The sequence below is a fragment of the Sphingomonas sp. NPDC079357 genome (genome assembly GCF_044901155.1).
Lineage (GTDB): Bacteria > Pseudomonadota > Alphaproteobacteria > Sphingomonadales > Sphingomonadaceae > Sphingomonas.
This window is the reverse complement of the sequence record NZ_JBJDOM010000001.1, coordinates 324,077-344,356: the sequence shown is the minus strand read 5'-3', so window position 1 is coordinate 344,356 and position 20,280 is coordinate 324,077. Positions and strand designations below refer to the sequence as shown.

The following is a 20,280-nucleotide window of genomic DNA, read 5'->3' as shown; positions in this document are numbered from 1 at the left end:
CCGAATGGTCACGGGTTCTGGATTTCCGCCTCCGCAGGGATGACGGACGGAGGTGCGAAACAAACGAGTAATGGGGAGAGGCATTTGGCACGAGGATTGTTGGGGCCGCTGAAGCCGCTCGACGCGCGGGAAGCCGATCCGGATCGCAAGCTGCGCAAGACGTTGAGCTGGCCGCATCTGATCGCGCTGGGGATCGGCGCGATCGTCGGCACCGGCATCTACACGCTGACCGGGGTCGGCGCGGACCGGGCCGGGCCGGCGGTGATCCTGTCGTTCGCCATCGCCGGGGCGGTTTGTGCTTGTGCGGCATTGGCTTACGCCGAGATGGCGACGCTGATCCCGACCGCCGGGAGCGCCTATACCTATACTTATTCAGTGATCGGCGAGAGCATTGCCTGGATCGTCGGGTGGAGCCTGATCCTCGAATATTCGCTGGCCTGCTCGACGGTGGCGGTCGGCTGGTCCGCCTATCTGGTCGGCTGGTTGCAGAGCGCGGGCATAAATATGCCGGCCGCGTTGCTGTCGGGGCCGCACGGGGGCGGAGTCGTCAACCTTCCGGCGGTGCTGGTTGCGCTCGGGATCGCCGGGATGCTGGTCGCGGGCACGAAGGAAAGCGCGACCTTCAATATCGTGCTGGTCGCGATCAAGATGGTCGCGCTGGCAGTGTTCGTGTTCGTCGCACTGCCCGCGTTCAACGGCGGTAATTTCGAGCCGTTCATGCCCTATGGCTTCGGCAGCCACATCGAGAACGGCGCGACGCGCGGGGTGATGGCGGCGGCAGCCATCGTCTTCTTTGCCTTCTACGGTTTTGATGCAGTCGCGACCTCCGCGGAGGAAGCGCGCAACCCTGGTCGCGACCTGACGATCGGGATCATCGGATCGATGGCGGCGTGCACCGCCATCTACATGGGCGTCGCCGTCGCGGCGATCGGCGCGGTGAGCTATATCGATCTCGGCAAGTCGGCCGAGCCGCTCGCCTATGTGCTCCGCACGCTCCAGCATCCGTTCGCGGCGTGGGCAATCGGGCTGGCGGCGCTGATCGCGCTGCCATCGGTGATCCTCGTCATGATGTATGGGCAGAGCCGGATCTTCTTCGTCATGTCGCGCGACGGGCTGTTGCCGCGATCCCTGAGCCGCGTCTCGGCGCGCACCGGATCGCCGGCGCTGGTGACGATGGTGACGGGGGTGTTCGTCGCGGCGGTGGCGGGGTTCTTCCGGCTCGACGAGATTGCCGAGCTGGCCAATGCCGGAACGCTCCTGGCGTTCATCGCGGTGGCGGCGTGCATGATGGTGCTGCGCAAGCGCGCGCCCGAGCTGAAGCGCGTGTTCCGCTGCCCGGCGCCGATGCTGGTCGGGACGCTGGCGATCCTCGGCTGCATCTATCTGCTGGTCAGCCTGCCGACGCATACGCTGGTGCGGTTCGCGCTGTGGAACGTGCTCGGCGTGATCTTCTATCTGGCGTACGGGCGCGCGCGCAGTCTGGTGCGGGCGCAGGGATGATCCGCTCGGCGATCGTCGTCGGCGACGGCGTGGTGGCGCTCAACGTCGCGCTCGCGCTGCAACGGCGCGCTACGCAGGTGACGATCGTCGCCCCCGACGCGCCGTGGCGGGGGGCGTCATGGGGCAATGCGGGGCATATCGCGGTCGAGCAGGTCGCGCCGCTGGCGTCGCTGGCGACGGTGAAGAGCGTGCCGACGCGGCTGTTCTCGCGCGGTGGCGCGCTGGCGCTGCCGGCGCGCGCGATCCGGCGCTGGTTGCCGTTCACGGTGCAGTTGTTGCGTGCCAGCACCCCGGCCCGCTTCGCGCGCGGGAAGACCGCGCTTTCGGCGATGCTCGCCACCGCGATTCCCGCGTGGCAGCGCGTGCTGGCCGAGGCGGGGACGCCCGAGTTGCTGCGTGTCGACGGCCATTTCATCGTATGGGAGACGCCCGCGACGGCGGAGCGGGGGCGCGCGGCGTGGCTGGCGGCGGATATCGGCACGGCGACGGTGCGCGATGCGACTGCCGGCGAGCTGGCGCGGCTGCGGACGCTGACCACCGCGCCAATCGCAGCGGCGGTGCGGTTCGAGGGCAGCGGGCAGATCACCGACACGGCGGCCCTGGGAGCAGCGCTGGCGGCACGCTTCGCTGCACAAGGCGGTGCGCGCGCCTTCGGTCGGGCGCATTCGATCACGGCCAGCGTAGATGGCGTCACCGTGACGCTGGAAGATGGCGGCGAATGGAACGCCGACGTCGTGGTGGTCGCCGCCGGGGCGGCCTCGGCGCCGCTGGTCGCACCTTTGGGGCTGCGCGCGCCACTGATTGCCGAGCGAGGCTATCATATCGAGGGTGAGCCGGGCGACTGGCCCGCCGACGAGCCACCGGTGGTGTTCGAGGATCGGTCGATGATCGTGACGCGCTTCGCCGGGCGGCTGCGCGCGGCGAGCATCGTCGAGTTCGCGGCGATCGACACACCAGCCGACCCGCGCAAATGGGCGCGGTTGCGCGCGCATGTCGCCGCGCTGGGGCTGCCGCTGCGTGAACCGCTGGTGCCATGGATGGGCGCGCGGCCGACTTTGCCCGATTATCTGCCCGCGATCGGACGGCGCGGTGTGGTCGCCTATGCATTCGGGCACCAGCATCTGGGGCTGACACTGTCGGCGACGAGCGGTGAGGCGCTTGCGGCGCTGCTGCACGATGAAACCCCCGCCTATGATCTATCGCCGTTCGACCTGAAACGGTTCGGATAAGTCGAGCCCGGTGATCTGCTGACGCGCCTGATGCGCGGCCGGTCAACGCTGTCGGGCCTGTACAACGCCTGCGGACCGGACAAACCGATGCCAAATTCTTGATAATTATCCTATTAATAATAGTAGCCGTGCTTGGGGGATTGCGTCGCGCGCTGGACGCAGGTTAATTGATTTACCGGTATATCTCTGCCGGTTGGGGCAATTTATGACCGGTATTATCGTCCGCAATCTTTCCGAGCAGCTCGTTGATCTGGTCCGCGATCGCATTCTCGCGGGGCAGGTGGATGTCGATCGGGCGATCAGGCAGGATGCGCTGGCGGCGGAACTGGGTGTCAGCAAGATCCCGCTCCGCGAGGCGCTGACGCGGCTGGAGCAGGAAGGGCTGGTGCGCTCGCGTGCGAATCGTGGCTACTTCGTTCGCGAACTGACGATCGCGGAGGCCGAGGAAGTCTATGCGCTGCGGCTGAAGCTGGAGCCCGAGGTGGCGGCACTCGCCTCCGCGCGCGCGACCGAACAGGAGCGCAGCGCGGCGATGCAGACGCTGGCGCAGCTGGACGAGGCGACCAATGCCCATGGTGACGGCGTGGGGGCGTTCAACCGCGCCTTCCACCTGGCGCTGTTGCGCCCGTCGCAACAGCCGATCACCACCACCATGCTGGAACGGTTGCACGTGCTGGGCGAGCGTTACGTCCGCAAGCATCTCGAGCCGCTGGGACGTGACCAGCGCGCCAATGACGAGCATTCGCAGCTGTTGGAAAGCTGGCTGGCCCGCGATGTGGACGCGGTGCGGGAGCGGATGTTCGCGCATATCGAGCAGACCGTGCTCGACCTCCGGCGGGAGTTTCACGGGGCGGGCAATCTGGACGGCTGATGCCGGTTTGAACGCCGCAAGCGACACTAACGATCGCGATGATGCGCCAATTGGGCAGCCTAGTGTCTCAAAAAAGACGCATGTCGTAATTTATTGTTAATTGTATCGTATAACATATTTGATCGTCCTTACCATTCGGTTACGAACCCCTTGTCAAACAAGCAGATAGATGGGGTAGACATGGTTGGACCGAAGAGGTGGCTGGCCTCGGCAGCGATCAGCGCGCTCGTGCTGGGTGTAGCGCTACCGGCCGCAGCACAGGTAACCACAGGCGATCAGGCACCCACCGCCGCATCCACGGATGTCGAGGAAGAGGGTGTTGTCGTTACCGGCACACGCCTTGCCCAGCCGGGCGTGATGAGCAACAGCCCGATCACGACGGTGGACGCCGGTGAGATCCGTCTGCAGGGCGCGACCAACATCGAGAGCGTGCTCAACCGTCTGCCGCAGGTCACGGCGGACGCGAACGAGAACGTCTCGAACGGGTCGGACGGCACCTCGCAGGTCAACCTTCGCAACCTTGGTTCCAACCGCAATCTGGTGCTGGTGAACGGCCAGCGCTTGCTGCCGGTGCAGGCGACCGACCTAAATTTCGTCCCGGCCTTCATGATCAAGCGCGTCGACGTCGTCACCGGCGGCGCCTCGGCGGTCTACGGATCGGACGCGGTGTCGGGCGTCATCAACTTCGTGCTGCGCGACGACCTGAATGGCGTGAAGACGGACGTGCAATATGGTTTCTCCGCGCACCACAACGACAATTCGGCCTATCGTCAGCGTTTGACGGCGGCCGGGTTTAGCCGGGCACCTGACACGCCCGTCGACGGACAGCGTTTCGACGCCAACATCGCGATGGGCACGAACTTCGCCGACAACCGCGGCAATGTGACCGCGTACTTCGGGTATCGCGACGTCAAGCCGATCCTGCAGTACAATCGTGATGTATCGGCCTGCGCGCTCGATCCGAACGATGACCGGAGCAATCTGATCTGTGGCGGCTCGTCCAATAACGAGTTCGGACGGTTCACGCCGTTGCGCGATGGCGTATCGCCCACCGGGTATAACAATACGCGCGATGGCCAGAAGACGTGGGTGCCGTACGATGACAGCTTCCGGTACAATTACGCCCCGTCGAATTACTTCCAGCGCAACGATACTCGCTACACCGCGGGCGCGTTCGCCAGATATGAGGTGACGCCTGCTGCCGAAATTTACGGCAGTTTCATGTTCATGGACGATCACACCAATTCGCAGGTCGCGCCGTCTGCCCTGTTCCAGGGTTATAATTACTCGATCAACTGCGATAACCCGTTGATGAGCGCGCAGCAGGGGCAATTGCTGTGCGGCAGTGCCTATGGCACCAGTGCGACGCAGGACACCTACATCGGCTACCGTCCCGTGGCAGCGCCGGCGCAGCCGCGTCGCGACGATCTGCGGCATACCGACTATCGTGTCAGCGGTGGTGTCCGCGGCGAGATCGCGCCCGGCATCCGTTATGATGCCAATGCGCTGTTCTCGACGGTGCTCTTCAACGAAACCTATCGTAATGACATCGACCCGGTGAAGGCGAACAGGGCCCTGAAGGTCGTCAACCGCAACGGCACGCTCACCTGTTTGTCGGTCATCGACGGGACCGATCCGAACTGCGTCCCGCTCAACGTCTTCCAATATGGCGGACCGAGCGCCGAAGCCCTGAGCTACATCTACTCGCCGACCAGCACCGACAGCATCAGCAAGGAAACGGTGCTGTCCGGGACCTTCACGTTCGACGGCGGCGCGTTCGGTGCGAAGCTGCCATGGGCGGACACCGGGATCGGTGCTGTCGTCGGCGTCGAGCACCGACGCGAGAGCTACGAATTCAATGCCGACGCGCTGGCGCAGGCGAAGGGCACGCAGGAAGTCGCAGGCAAGTTCAACGTCACCGAGGTGTTCACCGAAGTGCGCGTTCCGATCGTCGAGAACCGGCCGTTCTTCGAGGAACTGTCGCTGACCGGCGGCTATCGCTATTCAAAGTACAGCACCAACGACAAGGGTGTATCGACGTACAAGGGCGAGATCGCCTGGGCACCATCGCGTGATCTGCGACTGCGCGGCGGATATAACCGCGCTATCCGCGCGCCGAACATTCGCGAATTGTTTGATCCGCGAGCGCCCGGCAATATCACCGCACAGGACCCCTGCGCGGGGGCAAGGCCGACCGCCACCTTCGCGCAATGTGCGCTGACGGGCGTGACGCAGGCGCAGTACGGACGCATAATCGAGTGTCCGAGCGAGACCTGCAACGGGCTGTTCGGCGGAAATCCGGCGTTGAAGCCGGAAGAGGCGGACACCTATACCGCGGGCGTGGTGCTGACGCCGACCTTCGTGCCGCGGCTGACGTTGTCGGTGGATTACTTCAACATCAAGGTGAAGGATTATATCGGCACGATCCCGGTGCCGCTGACGATCAGCCAGTGTTTCGCAACCGCCGATCCGTTCTTCTGTTCGTTGTTCCAGCGCAATCCGCGCAACGGCGTGCTGTTCGGCGCGGATGCGAACACGCTCGGCTATGTCACGGCGACCAACCTGAACACCGGCGAACTGGGCACGAGCGGCCTCGACATCGGTGCCAGCTATGCGGTGCCGACTAGCGTCGGAAGGTTCAGCGTCGACATGCTTGGCACGTGGCTGCGCGCGCTGACGACGCAATCGCTGCCGGGTTTCCCGACCTATGACTGCAAGGGCCTGTTCGGCGGCTCGTGCGGGCAGCCGTCGCCGGAGTGGCGCCATCAGGCGCGCTTCACCTGGGTGTCGAGCGATCAGAAGGGCTCGATTTCGCTCAACTGGCGCTACATCGGCGCGACGAAGCTGTCGTACAACACCTCCGATCCGTCGTTGACCGGCGCCAAGTACATCATCAACTCGCGCCTGCCCGTCGCGAACTATTTCGATCTGGCGGCGTCGGCGACGGTGGCGAAGGACCTGACGTTCCGGATCGGCGTCAACAACCTGCTGGATCGTGACCCACCTGCGATCGCGCAGGGCGTTTTGTCGTCCTTCGGTAATGGCAACACCTATCCCGGCGTGTACGACGTTGCCGGGCGCTCGTTCTTCGTCGGCCTGTCGGCCGAATTCTGAGAACGGTGAAATGAAGGGGGGCGGCCGGCGCGCGTGCGTCGGCCGTCGTCGTGGGAGGAAAGACGATGACGGGTCGGGTCGCACTTGCCGTGCTGGTGTCAACGCTGGCGATCGCGCAGGCGACCGCCCAAACCACGACACCCGCTGAATGGGAGCGGCCCGAGGTGATCCGCGTCGGGGCCGAGCCGATGCACGCGACCTTCGCGGGGTTCGAGAGCAAGGCCGCGGCGTTGCGCGACGATCCGGCGCGCTCGCGCTATCACCTGTCGCTCGACGGGCAATGGTCGTTTCATCACTCGCCGAGCCCGGAAGCAAGGCCGGTCGGGTTCGAGAAGCCCGGTTATGACGTGAGCAAATGGGGCAAGGTGGCGGTGCCCGGCATCCTGCAGGCCGAGGGGCAGGGGACGCCGGTGTTCATCGGCGCGGGCTATCCGTTTCCACGCAACCAGCCGTGGATCGACCACAAGATGAACGAGGTCGGTTCGTACCGGCGCGAGGTAGTGGTGCCCGCGCATTTCACGGGGCGACGGCTGTTGCTGACGGTCGGCGCGGCGGGGGCGGCTTATTATCTGTTCGTGAACGGCGAGCGGGTCGGTTATTCGGAAGACTCTAAGCTTCCCGCCGAGTTCGACGTGACCCGGGCGATGCACGCGGGGCGCAATACGGTCGCGATCGAGCTGTATCGCTACGCGGACGGCAGCTATCTGGAAGATCAGGATTTCTGGCGGGTCAACGGCATCGAGCGCAGCGTCACGCTGTATGCCGCGCCCGCCACGCATCTGCGTGACGTGGATGTGCGCGCGGGGCTGGCCAATCAGTATCGCGACGGGACGCTGGCGCTGAACGTCGCGGTTGGCGGCGGCGCGGCGCCGGTGCGGGTGCGCGCGACCGTCATGGATCGCGGGCGCGTGCTGCTCAAGAGCGAGGGCGCGCCGGATGCCGGGCGCAACGTGCGGATCGATGGGATCATTCCGGCGGTGCGGCCATGGAGCGCGGAGACGCCGGAACTCTACACGTTGCTGGTCGAGTTGCTCGACGCGAAGGGCAAGGTGGTCGAGGCGACCGCGCGGAGGATCGGCTTTCGTACCGTCGCGATCGAGGACGGCGAAGTGCGCGTCAACGGTCGGCGGATCACGATCCGCGGAGTCAATCGTCACGAGCATGATCCGCATACCTTCCGCATCGTCTCCGACGCGACGCTGCGCCGCGATCTGGAACTGATGAAGGCCGCGAACATCAACGCGCTGCGGCTGTCGCATTATCCCAACGATCCGCGCATCTACGATCTGGCCGACGAAATGGGCCTGTATGTGATGGACGAGGCCAACATCGAGAGCCACGGCTATCTGGCCGAAGCGCAGCAGAACGGCGATCCCGAGCATACATTGCTCGGCTACAAGCCCGAGTGGAAGGCCGCGCATCTCGACCGGGTCGAGCGGATGGTCGAGCGCGACAAGAACCATCCGTCGATCATCTTCTGGTCGCTCGGCAACGAGACCGGCATCGGCAGCAGCTTCGAGGCGGCGGCGAATTGGGTGAGGGCGCGCGACAACACGCGGCTCATCAACTTCCTCGGCTATAGCATGAGCGGGTGGCGGCACCCGACCAATGCCTATGTCGATATCTTTGCGCCGATGTACGACGATGTCGAGAAACTGGTCGATTATGCCGAGCGGCCCGAGTTCACCCAGCCGCTAATCCTGTGCGAATACGCGCATGCGATGGGCAACAGCCTCGGCAACTTCCAGGATTATTGGGACGTCATCCACGCGCACAAGAAGTTGCAGGGCGGCTTCGTGTGGGACTGGGTGGATCAGACGATCATCAAGAAGGATGCGCAGGGGCGGGACTATTGGGCGCAGGGGCGCGACTTCGTGCCCGATGGCGACGACAGCCCGGTCGGCGATGGGGTGATCCAGTCCGACCGGACGCCCGACCCGGAATATTATGAGCTGGCCAAGGTCTATGCGCCGATCCAGTTCGAGCGCGATGGCGCGGGCTATGCGGTGATGAACCGTCACGACCATATCGACCTGTCGCGCTTCACGCTCGATTATGCGGTGCTGGAGGACGGGCGCGAGGTGGCGCGCGGGTCGGTGCCGATGCCGTCGGTCGCGCCGGGCGCGCGCGCGCCGCTGTCGCTGGCACTGCCGGCGGCGCGCGACGCGGGGGCCGAGCGGATGCTGGTGTTGCGGGCGCGCGCGACCAAGGGAGCGATTCCGCTGGTCGAGGCGGGACATGTCGTCGGATACGAGCAATTCGCCTTGTCGCCGCCGCGTGCGCTCGCCGCGCCGCTCGGCAGCGTCGCGCCGGTCGATGGCGGTGGTGCGTGGCGGCTGGCGGCGGGCGATGCGGTACTGGAGATCGACAAGGCGAGCGGGCTGGTGAAGCGCTATGCGCGCGGCGGAGTGACGCTGCTGACCGGCGGCGCGCCCGATTTCTGGCGCGCACCGACCGACAACGATGTCGGGACGGGCGTGACCAAGACGCACAAGATGTGGGAGCAGTTCAGCAATAACCGCCGGCTCGACGCGCTGGCGGTCGATGGCGATGCTGTCGTCGTGACGCACGACATGGGCGTCGGATCGGTAAAGGTCATCACGCGCTGGACGATGGACGCGAAGGGGCAGGCGCGCGCGGCGGTGCGCTTCGTGCCGATCCGCGACGATCTGCCCGATCCGCCGCGTGTGGGCGTGCAGTTCCACATGACCCCGATGCTCGACCGCCTGCACTGGTACGGGCGCGGGCCGTGGGAGAATTATGCCGATCGCAAGACCGCGGCGCTGATCGGCGAATGGCGCGGCGCGCTGGCCGAGCAATATCACAATTACGCGCGCCCGCAGGAATCAGGGACCAAGCAGGATGTGCGCTGGTTCGACGTGACCGGGGCGAACGGTGCCGGGGTGCGAGTGAGCGGCGACCGGCCGCTGGCGATCAATGCGCTCCCGTTCCCTTATGCCGACCTGATGGAGAAGCCGCCCGCCAAGGCGCACAGCAGCGACATTCGTCCGCATGGCGACGGCACGCTGCTGATCGACGCGGCGGAGAGCGGCGTGGGGGGCGACACCGGCTGGAGCCTCGATGGCCGGCCGCACATGAAATACCGCGTACCGCTCGCTCCCCTCGAATGGACCTATACTTTGGAGGCGGTACGATGAGGCGCGCGCTGCTGACGCTCGCGCTGCTCGCCACCCCGGCGCTGGCGCAGACCGATCCGCGCGTCGCGCGCTCGATCGCGTTGCGCGACCAGTGGCAATGGCTGACGCGTGACATCGCTTTTCCGGCGGAGTGGGACGCGGACGGGCGACATTTCCATTATCGCAAGACCATCGAGGGCGGATTCGTGTTCGTCGACGTCGATGCGGCGACGCGCGGTAAGGCGACCGCGTTCGATGCGGCGGCAGTGGCGAAGGGGCTCGGCAAGGCATTCGGGCAGACAATCGATCCACGGCGGCTGCCGTTCGAACATTTCGCGTTTGGTAGCGAGCGGCGCGCGATCGACTTCGCGATCGATTATGCGCCATGGCGATGCACGCTGACCGATTACGTCTGTGCGCCGGTCGAGGGCGGCGGGCCACGGCCACGCGGGTTCGGCGTGGTGCGTGACCTGAAGGTGCCCGCGCTCAATGTGCCGCACCGCTCGCCCGATGGCGCGCGCGAGGCGCTGGTGATCGACGACAATCTCGTGCTGCGCACGGCGGGCGGCGGCGCGGAGGCGTGGCGTAGTCAGGACGGCAGCGCGGGTGACTTCTACGATCCCGAGACGATCGCCTGGTCGCCGGACGGGAAATGGCTGGCGCTGTACCGCGTGCGCCCCGGATACCGCCGGATCGTGACGCGCGTGATTTCGTCGCCCAAGGGGCAGGTGCAGCCGGCGCTGGCCGAGCAGCTTTATCCCAAGCCCGGCGATGCGATCGATCAGGAGCGGCCGGTGATCTTCGAGGCGGCGACCGGGCGGCGGATCGAGGTCCCGGATGCCTTGTTCCCGAACCCGTGGCAGCTGGGGGCGATCAGCTGGCGCAAGGACGGGCGCAGCTTTGCGTTCGATTACATGCGGCGTGGGTTCCAGCATGCGGCGGTGATCGCGGTCGACCCGGCGACCGGCACGGCGCATGAAGCGGTGCGCGAGGATGCCCAAACCTTCATCTTCAATGAGCGGCGCTATGCGCATGACGTGGGGGACGAGGGACGCGAGCTGATCTGGGCGTCGGAGCGCGACGGCTGGCGGCACCTGTATCTGATCGACGCCGCGACCGGGCGGGTGAAGCGGCAGATCACGCGCGGTTCGTGGGTTGTCCGGGATATCGCGCGTGTCGATGACGAACAGCGGCGGATCTGGTTCTCGGCGAGCGGGGTGACGCCCGGCGAGGACCCGTATCACAAGCATTGGTTTCGCGTGGATTATGACGGTCGCAACCTGACGCGGCTCACTGACGGCGACGAGACGCACGAGGCGAGCTTCGCGCCGGACGGACGGACGTTCGTCGACGTCCATTCGCGCACCGACGTGCCCGAGGTCGCGGACGTGCGCGATGCGGCGAGCGGCAAGGTGCTGGCGACGCTGGAGCGCGGCGACGTGCGCACGCTGACCGCCGCCGGTTATCGTCCGCCCGAGCCATTCGTGGCGAAGGGGCGCGACGGGGCTACCGACATCTATGGTTTGGTGGTGCGGCCGCGCGATTACGATCCCGCCAAGCATTATGCGGTGATCGAGAACATCTATGCCGGGCCGCACGACAGCTTCGTGCCCAAGGGCTATTGGCCGTTCGGCGCTTTCGCCGGTGGCGACAAGGCGATAGGGATGCAGCAGATCGCCGATCTCGGCTTCATCGTCGTAATGATCGACGGGATGGGCACCGCGAACCGATCGAAGGCCTTTCACGATTTCGCGTGGAAGAACCTCGCCGACAGCGGCTTTCCCGATCGCATCGCGTGGATGAAGGCGCTGGCGGCGAAAGATGCATCGGTCGATCTGTCGCGGGTCGGCATCTATGGCGGCTCGGCGGGCGGGCAGAGCACGCTCAACGCCTTGTTGTTCCACCCCGAATTCTACAAGGCCGGGGTGGCGTTCGCGGGCTGTTTCGACAACCGCATGGACAAGATCGAATGGAACGAACAATGGCTCGGCTGGCCGGTCGACGCGAGCTATCTGGCCGCGTCCGGGGTGGTCCACGCCGGCAATTTGCAGGGCAAGCTGCTGCTGGTCGTCGGCGAGCAGGATTCGAACGTCGATCCCGCCTCGACGATGCAGGTGGTCGATGCGCTGATCCGCGCCGACAAGGACTTTGAGCTGCTGGTGGTGCCGAACGGTGAACATGCCGTGGGGCGGTCGACGGGGCCGGTCGCTTACGGGCAGCGGCGGGAATATGACTTCTTCCTGCGCGCGCTGGGCGGGGCGCGGTAGGCGCTGGCGGGAGTCGAAACCACTATTTCCTCGTCATTCCCGCGGAGGCGGGAATCCAGACGCGCAGGTCTTCGCTTGAGCCGCGGAGGTCAGAGGTTCTGGATTCCCGCCTTCGCGGGGATGACGGGGTGTTGCGGTCGCCCCGGGTCAAGCCGGGGCGACAATGGGGTTATCGGGCCGTGAGGGTAACGGTGGTTGCGGTCGGAGACAGCGCGATGGTCGTGAAGCCGCCTTCCGCCTTGCCCTTGTCGATCGTGTAGGCCGCACCGCCAGCGGGTGCCTCGACCGACAATTGTGCGACCGGCGTCGTCGCGGTTGCCGGGTCGAGCGTCAGTTCGATACGGCGTGTCGCGGGGAGCCAGCGCGCCTTCGTGATCGTGCCCGCCGCCAGCGTGATCCATTGCCTGGCCGGCGCAACGAACAGCCGCGTGCGTGCGCCGTCGTGGGGCACGATCTCGACCGCGTCGCCGTTCTCGCGCACCGTGCCGCCGAAGCCGAGCCAGCCGAACGTCGCATCCTTCACCAGATAGGTCGCGGCGGCATAAGCATGGCCGAAATAGCCCATGCCGTAGTCGCCGGTGTAGGCATCCCAGCGCATCATATCGGGTTCTGAGTGGAAGGCCGCCGACGCGAAGCCGTCCCGGTCGATGTTGGTGATGCCGCCCATGAACCCGCCGTACGCAACGCGCAGCAGGTGGAGGTCGGCGGGATCGCGGCGATAGGCGTCGAACAGCGGCACCGCGTTGAGCGCCGAGCCGTAATGGTGGATCTGGCGCTCGATCCGCTTGACCTTGCCGCCGTACAGGAAGTCCCAATAGCGGCGCGCATTGCCGTTATAGCCCCAGTGCGGGATCGTCGGATCATAGCCGAGGATCACCTCGCGCGTGACCGCCGCCTCCTTCGGATGGTTGAAGTAGCGCATCCACGCATAGACCTCAGGCTGGCCGGTTGAATCCCACGCCATCTCGCTGCCGAACGGATAGGCGAGTGTGCGCCAGTGATCGGCGCGGGCCTTCATCAGCCCCTCGACCTCGTTCGCCTGCGTCGAGAGCCCCTCGCGCTTCAGGTCGGCGAGGATCTCGAGGAAGATCTCGCCCTCCATCTGCCCGAACTGCGCGTAATGCGGCGCGTCGCGCATCATCGCGACGGTCGTGCGATAGGCGTGATCGAGGTAGAAGCGCCAGTCGTGGCGCGTCACCAGCCCGGTGTGGTGCCGCGCGAGTCGGTAGAGCACCCAATGGCCGATCGCGACATGCGGGTAGTTGTACGAGCGACCGAGATCGTCAGCCTGCTTCTTGTCCCACGACGCCCAGGTCGACCAGTCAATGCCCTTGTCATAGTAAGAGCCGAACGCCTTGGGATCGTAGTAGAACAGGCTTTTCTTCACGCCGCCGTCCGGCGACTGCAACCTGGGCAGCACGGTTTCGTCGACCATCCGCTCCAGCTTGGCCACCTCGGCAGCATCGGGATTGTCGAGCTGCTTCATCGTCGCCGCAACCCATGCGCCGCCGCCACCCTCATCGCTCATCCCCGCGATCCACACGCGCTGGTCCTGCGTGACGATGTGGTTCGCCTCGCGGTCATAGGTGAGGATCGACGGCGCGCGCTTGAAGGGGTCACCGGCGTCGTCGAACCATTGTTCGGTGGTGCTGAACCGGCCAAGATCGGCGGCGACCTGCGCCAGCGGCTTGGTGACGTAATAGTGGACGCTCTGCACGCTGCCGTCGGCATAGGTGATCGCGACCCGCGCGCGGCCCCAACCGGTGCCGGTGACGCGCCAGCGGTTCCAGCCCTGTGGCCCCGGCACCTGCGTCAGCGTCAACGCGTCGGCGGGCGTTACCTTGACGTCGCGCACCGGCTGCGAGGCGCGGACGAACAGGTCGGCGGGGTTGTCGTTGGGGACGACATAGCCGGGGATGCCGACCGCGACCGGGCGGCGCTCGGCCTGAAGGGTCGCCTCGATCGCGCGGATCGACGGCGCGGCGACCAGCCGCACGCCGAAGGTACGCTGTGCGCCGGGTGCCAGCGTGAAGCCGGTCGCGGGGTTCCACGGCTGTCCCTTGTCGGCCATCGCGCTGCCGGCGACCATCCAGTCGTAGAAGCCTTCGAACGTCTGCTGGCGCGGGGTGCGGTCGGTGAAGACAGGCGGTGCGGTCTTGCGTCGCGCATCGTCGAGGATGCGATATTGTTCGAGCGGGGTGCGGCCGTCGGGGAGGACGAGCAGCGCCGGTCCCTTGCCGTTCAGGCGCGTCACCTGAAGATAGCCGGCGTCGTTGCCGATGTACGGATCGACGAAGCTCGCCTGCGCGTGCGCCTGTTCGAGCGAGCGATCGGTGATGATGTTGTCGAACACCATCGGCATGCCGAGCGCGCCGACCTCGACCGGCGCGGTGCCGCGGTTGGCGAGCGTGAAGCGCAGCACCGGCGCGCCCTTGTCGCGCAGCCACGTCCGCTCGACGGTGAGCGGGAAACCCTCGCCCATCGTCGCGGTGATGTCGGCGCGCGCTATGACGTTACCGCTCGTCGGAAGAGCGCGGACCGGCACGCGGTGCTGCGCGGAGGAAAAGTCGTGCCACGCGCCATCGGCCCCGCGCACGCGCAAGTGGAGGTCGCCGATCTGGTTGAAGCCGTCGCCGCTCCGCGTGGCGGCGCGGCCACTGGGCACGAAATCGAAGCCGGGTTCGGCGCGCGGGGACAACGTGCGCAACGTCTGGCTGGATGGATCGAGCGAGAGCGTCAGGGCACCACCGGTGTCACCCGTTTTCCGCGCCGGTGCCGCATGAAGCAGCGCGCCGCTCGCCATCGCCGCACCCGCAAGATAGAACGCCAGCCGTCGCATCGCTCACCCTTTTTTCTTCGCAGTTCGATTGACTTCGCACCAACGTACCGTATCGTATACCATATTCCGAGGAGATGGAAATGCAAGTTGGTCGTCGCGGGTTCTTGATGTCATCGGCGACGCTGCCGATGCTCGCCGTTCCGGCGGCGGCGCAGACCGGCGCGGGCCTGCCCGCCAAGGCGAAGGCGTTTCCGCTCTCGGCGGTGCGCCTGCGACCGTCCGATTATGCGCGCGCGGTCGAGGTGAACCGCGACTATCTGCTACGACTATCACCCGATCGGCTGCTGCACAATTATCATGTATTTGCCGGGCTGACGCCGAAGGCGGCGGTTTATGGCGGCTGGGAGAGCGACACGATCGCCGGGCACACGCTTGGCCACTATCTGTCGGCGCTGGCGCTGATGCATGCGCAGACCGGCTGCACCGATTGCGTCGAGCGCAACACTTACATCCTGGGCGAGCTGGCGCGTTGTCAGGCGGCGCATGGCGACGGCTATGTCGCGGGCTTCTCGCGCAAGCGCAAGGACGGCACGGTCGTCAACGGCAAGGAGATCTTCCCCGAGATCATGCGCGGCGAGATCCGCTCGGCCGGGTTCGATCTCAACGGCTGCTGGGTGCCCTATTACAATTGGCACAAGCTCTACACCGGGCTGTTCGACATCATCGATCATATCGGCCCCAACGAGCAGGCGATGGCGATCGCGGTCGCGCTCGGCGGCTACATCGAGCGCGTGTTCGCCGCGCTGAACGACGAGCAGGTGCAGGTGATGCTGGCCTGCGAATATGGCGGCCTGAACGAGAGTTTCGCCGAGTTGCACGCGCGCACCGGCGATGCGCGCTGGCTGCGGCTCGCCGAGCGCATCTACGACAAACGCAATCTCGATCCGCTGACGCAGAAGGTCGACCAGCTCGCCAACTTCCACGCCAATACGCAGGTGCCCAAGCTGATCGGGCTGGCGCGATTGCACGAGATCACCGGCAAGCCCGAACAGGCGACCGCCGCGCGCTTCTTCTGGGAGCAGGTGACCCGGCACCACAGCTATGTGATCGGCGGCAATGCCGACCGCGAATATTTCAGCGGCGCGGACACGATCGCGCAGCACATCACCGACCAGACGTGCGAGAGCTGCAACACCTACAACATGCTCAAGCTGACTCGGCACCTGTTTGCGTGGCAGCCGGATGGCGCGCTGTTCGACTTCTACGAGCGCGCGCACCTCAACCACATCATGGCGCATCAGGAGCCGGTGAACGGCGGCTTCACGTACATGATGCCGCTGATGTCGGGAGCGAAGCGCGCCTATTCGGAGCGCGAGGGCGAGGAATTCTGGTGCTGTGTCGGCACCGGCATGGAGAGTCATTCCAAGCACGGCGAGAGCATCTTCTGGACCGGCGACGACACGCTGATCGTTAACCTCTACATTCCCGCCGACGCGACGTGGAAGGAACGCGATGCGACGCTCGGGCTCGACACCGGCTATCCGTTCGACGGCGCGGCGACGCTGACCTTCACGAAGCTGGGCAGAGCCGGGCGCTTTCCGGTCGCGCTGCGCGTGCCGGGCTGGGCGAAGGGGCATGAGGTGCTGGTCAACGGCAAGCCCGCCGACGCGACGCGGGCCGGTGGTTATGCGATCGTCACGCGGCGCTGGAAGGCGGGGGATAGCATGACGATCCGCCTGCCGCTCGACCTGCGGCTGGAGCCGACGCCGGGCGACGAGCAGACGATCGCAGTGCTGCGCGGGCCGCTGGTGCTCGCCGCCGATCTGGGGCGCGCCGACGGCGACTGGGATCATCCCGAACCGGCGATGGTCGGGCAGGATCTGCTCGCCGCCTTCCGTCCGGTCGACGAGGAGAGCGCACAATATGCGACTACGGCACTGATCCGCCCGGCCGATTTGACGTTTGTGCCCTTCTATCGTCAGTATGACCGGCGCAGCGCGGTCTATTTCAAGCGCTTCACCGATGCGCAGTGGAAGGTCGAGGAAGCCGCGTTCCTGGCCGAGCAGGCGCGGCAGAAGGATCTGGCGGCGCGTTCGGTCGATGTGATGCACCTGGGCGAGATGCAGCCGGAGCGCGATCACAATCTGACCTCGGAAATTTCCTATCCGCTCGCCTATCGCGGGCGCAACGGGCGCGACGCGCGCACCGGCGGGTTCTTCGAGTTTGCGATGGCGGTGAAGCCGGGGCCGCTGCTGTTGCAGGCGACCTATTGGGGGGACGAGCGCAAGCGGTCGTTCGACATCCTGGTCGACAATCAACGCATCGCCACCCAGACGCTCGACACCGACAAGCCGGGGGCTTTCTTCGATGTCGACTATCCGGTCCCCGAGGCGCTGACCAAGGGGAAGTCAAAGGTCCGGGTACGGTTCGTGCCACATGACAAGAACACCGCCGGACCGGTGTTCGGCGTGCGGCTGTTTACCGCCAAGCAGGAGCCGCGTGCATGAGTGAGGGACAGGTCCGTATGACGCTCGACGAGGTGCGCGACTATGCGCGCGCCACGCTGACGCGCGTCGGGCTGGCGCCGGCGCATGTCGCGGCGGTTGCGGAAACGATCGTCGCGGGCGAGCGTGACGGGTGCGGAGCGCATGGCCTGTACCGGCTGTTGGTTGCGGCGCATTCGGTGGCGACAGGGGTGGTGGTGCCCGATGCAATGCCGGTGCTCGAACAGCGCGCGAGCGGTGTGGTGCGGGTCGACGGCAAGGGCGGCTTTGCGCAGCTGGCGTTCGAGACCGGGCGTGAGGCACTGGTCGCGGCAACGCGCGCCAATGGCATCGCCGCACTGGCGATCAACAATGTCGTGCACTTCGCGGCGTTGTGGCCGGAGATCGAGGCGCTGGTCGAGGATGGGCTTGTGGCGCTGGCGGTGACGCCCAACCATGCGTGGGTCGCGCCCGCCGGGGGCACACAGCCGGTGTTCGGGACCAATCCGATCGCGTTCGGCTGGCCGCGCAAGGACAAGGCGCCGTTCGTGTTCGACTTCGCGACCAGTGCGGTGGCGCGCGGCGAGATCGAATTGCACCGTCGCGCGGGCAAGCCGGTGCCGCGCGACTGGGGCCATGCGCCGGACGGCAGCGACACCACCGATGCCGCGGCGGTGCTGGCCGGGGCGATGCGGACGTTCGGCGGGCACAAGGGCTCGGCGCTGGCGCTGATGGTCGAACTGCTCGCCGGGCCATTGATTGGCGACCTGACCAGCGCGGAGTCGATTGCCTGGGACGCCGGGCGCAAGGGCTCGCCGCTGGGGGGTGAGTTGATCCTCGCGCTCGATCCGGCCGGGTTTCTTGGTGCGGCGGCGGCCGAGCATCTCGCGCGCGCCGAGACGGTGTTCGCGGCGATCGAGGGGCAGGGGGCACGGATTTCTGGTGCACGGCGGCATGCGCTGCGCCCGGTCAGTGCGCGCGACGGCGTACTCGTCTCGCGTCAATTGCTCCACGATATCGACGAAGTGACGAAGGAGAAGGCATGACGATCACGCTTGCGCTGACGCTGTTGATGGCCGCGCCCGCCGCGGCGCAGGCCGCCACCCCGCCCGCCACGAAGACCGCGGCGATCCGTGCGAGCGATGCGGCGTTCCGCAAGCTAGCGGAAAGCGAATATGCGTGGCGGCGGACGCTCAACGGTCCCGACGAGGATGCGCCGGCCAGCCAGAATGCGGCGCTCCCCGATGTCGGCCCGGCGGCGCAGGCGGCGATGACGAAGCGCTGGACCGAGACGATGGCGGCGCTCGACCGGATCGATCCGGCGAGGCTGTCGCCGCAGGCGCGCGACGATTACACCGTCTATCGCGGGCAGATCAGTGCCTTGCTCGCCGAGCAGCAATATCGCGAGTTCGAGAAGCCGCTGAACGCCGACACCAGCTTCTGGATGAGCGTCGGCGGCATGGCGCGCGAGACGTATCGCGACGAGCCGGCACTGCGCCGCTATCTGTCGCAGCTCGCCAGTCTGCCGCGCTATTACGACCAGCAGATCGCCAATATGCGTGCGGGGCTCAAGCGCGGGTTCACGCCGCCGAAGGTGACGCTCGACGGGCGCGACAAGGGCGTGGCCGAGATCGTCGCGGCGGGGGACGGGGAAAATTCGCCCTTCTACGCGCCGTTCAAGACGCTTCCCGCAACGATCCCCGCCGGCAAGCAGGCGGCGCTGCGTGCGGAGGCGAAGCGCGTCATCGCCGCGTCGGTGGTGCCGGCGCACCAGAAGCTGCAAGCGTTCCTGCGCGACGAGTACATCCCCAACGCGCGGTCGTCGCTGGCCGCCTATGACATGCCCGACGGGCGCGCTTATTATCAGTCCAAGATCCGCGAGTTCGTGACGCGCGACCTGACGCCCGAACAGATCCACGCGATCGGGCTGGCGGAGGTCGCCAAAATTCGTGCGCGCATGCTGGAGGTGATGCGCGAGGTGAAGTGGCAGAAGGATCTGCCCGCCTTCCTCGACTATCTTCGCACCGATCCACAATTCTACGCCAAGACGCCGCAGGACCTGCTCAATCGTGCGGCGTGGATCGCCAAGACCTTCGACGGCAAGGCTGGTACCTATTTCGGGCGGCTGCCGCGGATGCGTTTCGCGATCAAGCCGGTCGCGCCCGATATCGCACCCTTCTACACCAGCGGGCGCGGCGGACCGGGGATCTATCTGGTCAACACCTACGATCTGCCGTCGCGCGGGCTGTACTCGCTGCCGGCGCTGACGCTGCACGAAAGCGCACCGGGTCATGCCTTCCAGATGCCGTTCGCGATGGAGTTGACCGACCTGCCCGCCTATCGCCGCGACGAATATATCTCGGCCTTCGGTGAAGGCTGGGCGCTGTATTGCGAGGCGCTGGGCGAGGACATGGGGATGTATGAAACGCCCTATGAGACGTTCGGGATGCTGTCATACCAGATGTGGCGTGCGGCGCGGCTGGTGGTCGATACCGGCATCCACGCCAAGGGCTGGACGCGCGAGCAGGCGCAGAAGTACCTGCGCGACAATACCGCTTTGTCGAACCACGAGATCACCACCGAGGTCGATCGTTACATCGCATGGCCAGGGCAGGCGCTGAGCTATTATATGGGCGAGCTGGCATTCCTCGACGCCAAGGCGAAGGCGCAGAAGGCGCTGGGCGAGAAGTTCGACATCCGCGCCTTCCATGACGCGATGCTCAGCCTCGGCTCAGTGCCGTTGCCGATGATCGACCAGCGCGTCGACCGCTTCATCAAGGATGGGGGCAAGGGACCGTATCCGCTGCCGTGAGGCGGGAGTGCCTCCGCCCGTAAGCGGGGGAAGACCTCGCGATGGGTTGTGTTCACTGTCCTTTCCGCTCATCGTGGCGCCACGATAG

General features: G+C 66.2%; 10 protein-coding genes. 9 read left to right on the top strand and 1 reads right to left on the bottom strand.

From position 1 onward, the window contains the following. Positions 1-39: 39 nt before the first annotated feature. The 6 genes from ACI2JO_RS01520 to ACI2JO_RS01495 all read left to right on the top strand — a co-directional run bounded on the left by ACI2JO_RS01520 (position 40) and on the right by ACI2JO_RS01495 (position 12,118). Positions 40-1,500: an amino acid permease gene (locus ACI2JO_RS01520; protein WP_404718994.1), complete on the top strand. Its 1,461-nt coding sequence runs from the start codon at positions 40-42 to the stop codon at positions 1,498-1,500. Continuing rightward, complete coding sequence (locus ACI2JO_RS01515) at positions 1,497-2,729, top strand: NAD(P)/FAD-dependent oxidoreductase (RefSeq protein WP_404718993.1); 1,233 nt, start codon at positions 1,497-1,499, stop codon at positions 2,727-2,729. Before ACI2JO_RS01520 ends, ACI2JO_RS01515 begins: the two co-directional genes overlap by 4 nt. A gap of 205 nt (positions 2,730-2,934) precedes the next feature. After that, positions 2,935-3,600, top strand: a complete 666-nt coding sequence (locus tag ACI2JO_RS01510) for a GntR family transcriptional regulator (protein ID WP_404718992.1) — start codon at positions 2,935-2,937, stop codon at positions 3,598-3,600. A gap of 180 nt (positions 3,601-3,780) precedes the next feature. Then, positions 3,781-6,714, top strand: coding sequence for a TonB-dependent receptor domain-containing protein (locus ACI2JO_RS01505; RefSeq protein WP_404718991.1), 2,934 nt, complete (start codon positions 3,781-3,783; stop codon positions 6,712-6,714). 65 nt (positions 6,715-6,779) lie between these two features. Next, on the top strand, positions 6,780-9,872 hold the full coding sequence (locus ACI2JO_RS01500) for a glycoside hydrolase family 2 TIM barrel-domain containing protein (protein WP_404718990.1): 3,093 nt from the start codon (positions 6,780-6,782) through the stop codon (positions 9,870-9,872). Next, the gene (locus ACI2JO_RS01495; RefSeq protein ID WP_404718989.1) at positions 9,869-12,118 is read left to right on the top strand and encodes a DPP IV N-terminal domain-containing protein; all 2,250 of its coding nucleotides are present in this window, start codon (positions 9,869-9,871) and stop codon (positions 12,116-12,118) included. Before ACI2JO_RS01500 ends, ACI2JO_RS01495 begins: the two co-directional genes overlap by 4 nt. Before the next feature lie 169 nt (positions 12,119-12,287). On the opposite strand, the gene ACI2JO_RS01490 is transcribed toward ACI2JO_RS01495, so the two are convergent. After that, positions 12,288-14,957, bottom strand: coding sequence for a DUF5695 domain-containing protein (locus ACI2JO_RS01490; RefSeq protein WP_404718988.1), 2,670 nt, complete (start codon positions 14,955-14,957; stop codon positions 12,288-12,290). Between the two features lie 80 nt (positions 14,958-15,037). Between ACI2JO_RS01490 and ACI2JO_RS01485 the strand changes: the two genes are divergently transcribed. Genes ACI2JO_RS01485 through ACI2JO_RS01475 form a run of 3 tightly spaced genes read left to right on the top strand, consistent with a single transcriptional unit; the run spans position 15,038 to position 20,192 of the window. Continuing rightward, on the top strand, positions 15,038-17,404 hold the full coding sequence (locus tag ACI2JO_RS01485) for a beta-L-arabinofuranosidase domain-containing protein (protein WP_404718987.1): 2,367 nt from the start codon (positions 15,038-15,040) through the stop codon (positions 17,402-17,404). Beyond that, entirely contained in the window at positions 17,401-18,426 is a 1,026-nt protein-coding gene (locus ACI2JO_RS01480; protein WP_404718986.1) for an Ldh family oxidoreductase, read from the top strand. Before ACI2JO_RS01485 ends, ACI2JO_RS01480 begins: the two co-directional genes overlap by 4 nt. Next, positions 18,423-20,192: a DUF885 domain-containing protein gene (locus tag ACI2JO_RS01475; protein WP_404718985.1), complete on the top strand. Its 1,770-nt coding sequence runs from the start codon at positions 18,423-18,425 to the stop codon at positions 20,190-20,192. Before ACI2JO_RS01480 ends, ACI2JO_RS01475 begins: the two co-directional genes overlap by 4 nt. Positions 20,193-20,280 lie beyond the last annotated feature (88 nt).

Bases quoted from the DNA above. Each gene is read 5' to 3' on its own strand.
- ACI2JO_RS01515 (WP_404718993.1), top strand. From the start codon at position 1,497: ATGATCCGCTCGGCGATCGTCGTCGGCGACGGCGTGGTGGCGCTCAAC.
- ACI2JO_RS01520 (WP_404718994.1), top strand. From the start codon at position 40: ATGACGGACGGAGGTGCGAAACAAACGAGTAATGGGGAGAGGCATTTG.
- ACI2JO_RS01495 (WP_404718989.1), top strand. From the start codon at position 9,869: ATGAGGCGCGCGCTGCTGACGCTCGCGCTGCTCGCCACCCCGGCGCTG.
- ACI2JO_RS01485 (WP_404718987.1), top strand. From the start codon at position 15,038: ATGCAAGTTGGTCGTCGCGGGTTCTTGATGTCATCGGCGACGCTGCCG.
- ACI2JO_RS01505 (WP_404718991.1), top strand. From the start codon at position 3,781: ATGGTTGGACCGAAGAGGTGGCTGGCCTCGGCAGCGATCAGCGCGCTC.
- ACI2JO_RS01490 (WP_404718988.1), bottom strand. From the start codon at position 14,957: ATGCGACGGCTGGCGTTCTATCTTGCGGGTGCGGCGATGGCGAGCGGC.
- ACI2JO_RS01510 (WP_404718992.1), top strand. From the start codon at position 2,935: ATGACCGGTATTATCGTCCGCAATCTTTCCGAGCAGCTCGTTGATCTG.
- ACI2JO_RS01475 (WP_404718985.1), top strand. From the start codon at position 18,423: ATGACGATCACGCTTGCGCTGACGCTGTTGATGGCCGCGCCCGCCGCG.
- ACI2JO_RS01480 (WP_404718986.1), top strand. From the start codon at position 17,401: ATGAGTGAGGGACAGGTCCGTATGACGCTCGACGAGGTGCGCGACTAT.
- ACI2JO_RS01500 (WP_404718990.1), top strand. From the start codon at position 6,780: ATGACGGGTCGGGTCGCACTTGCCGTGCTGGTGTCAACGCTGGCGATC.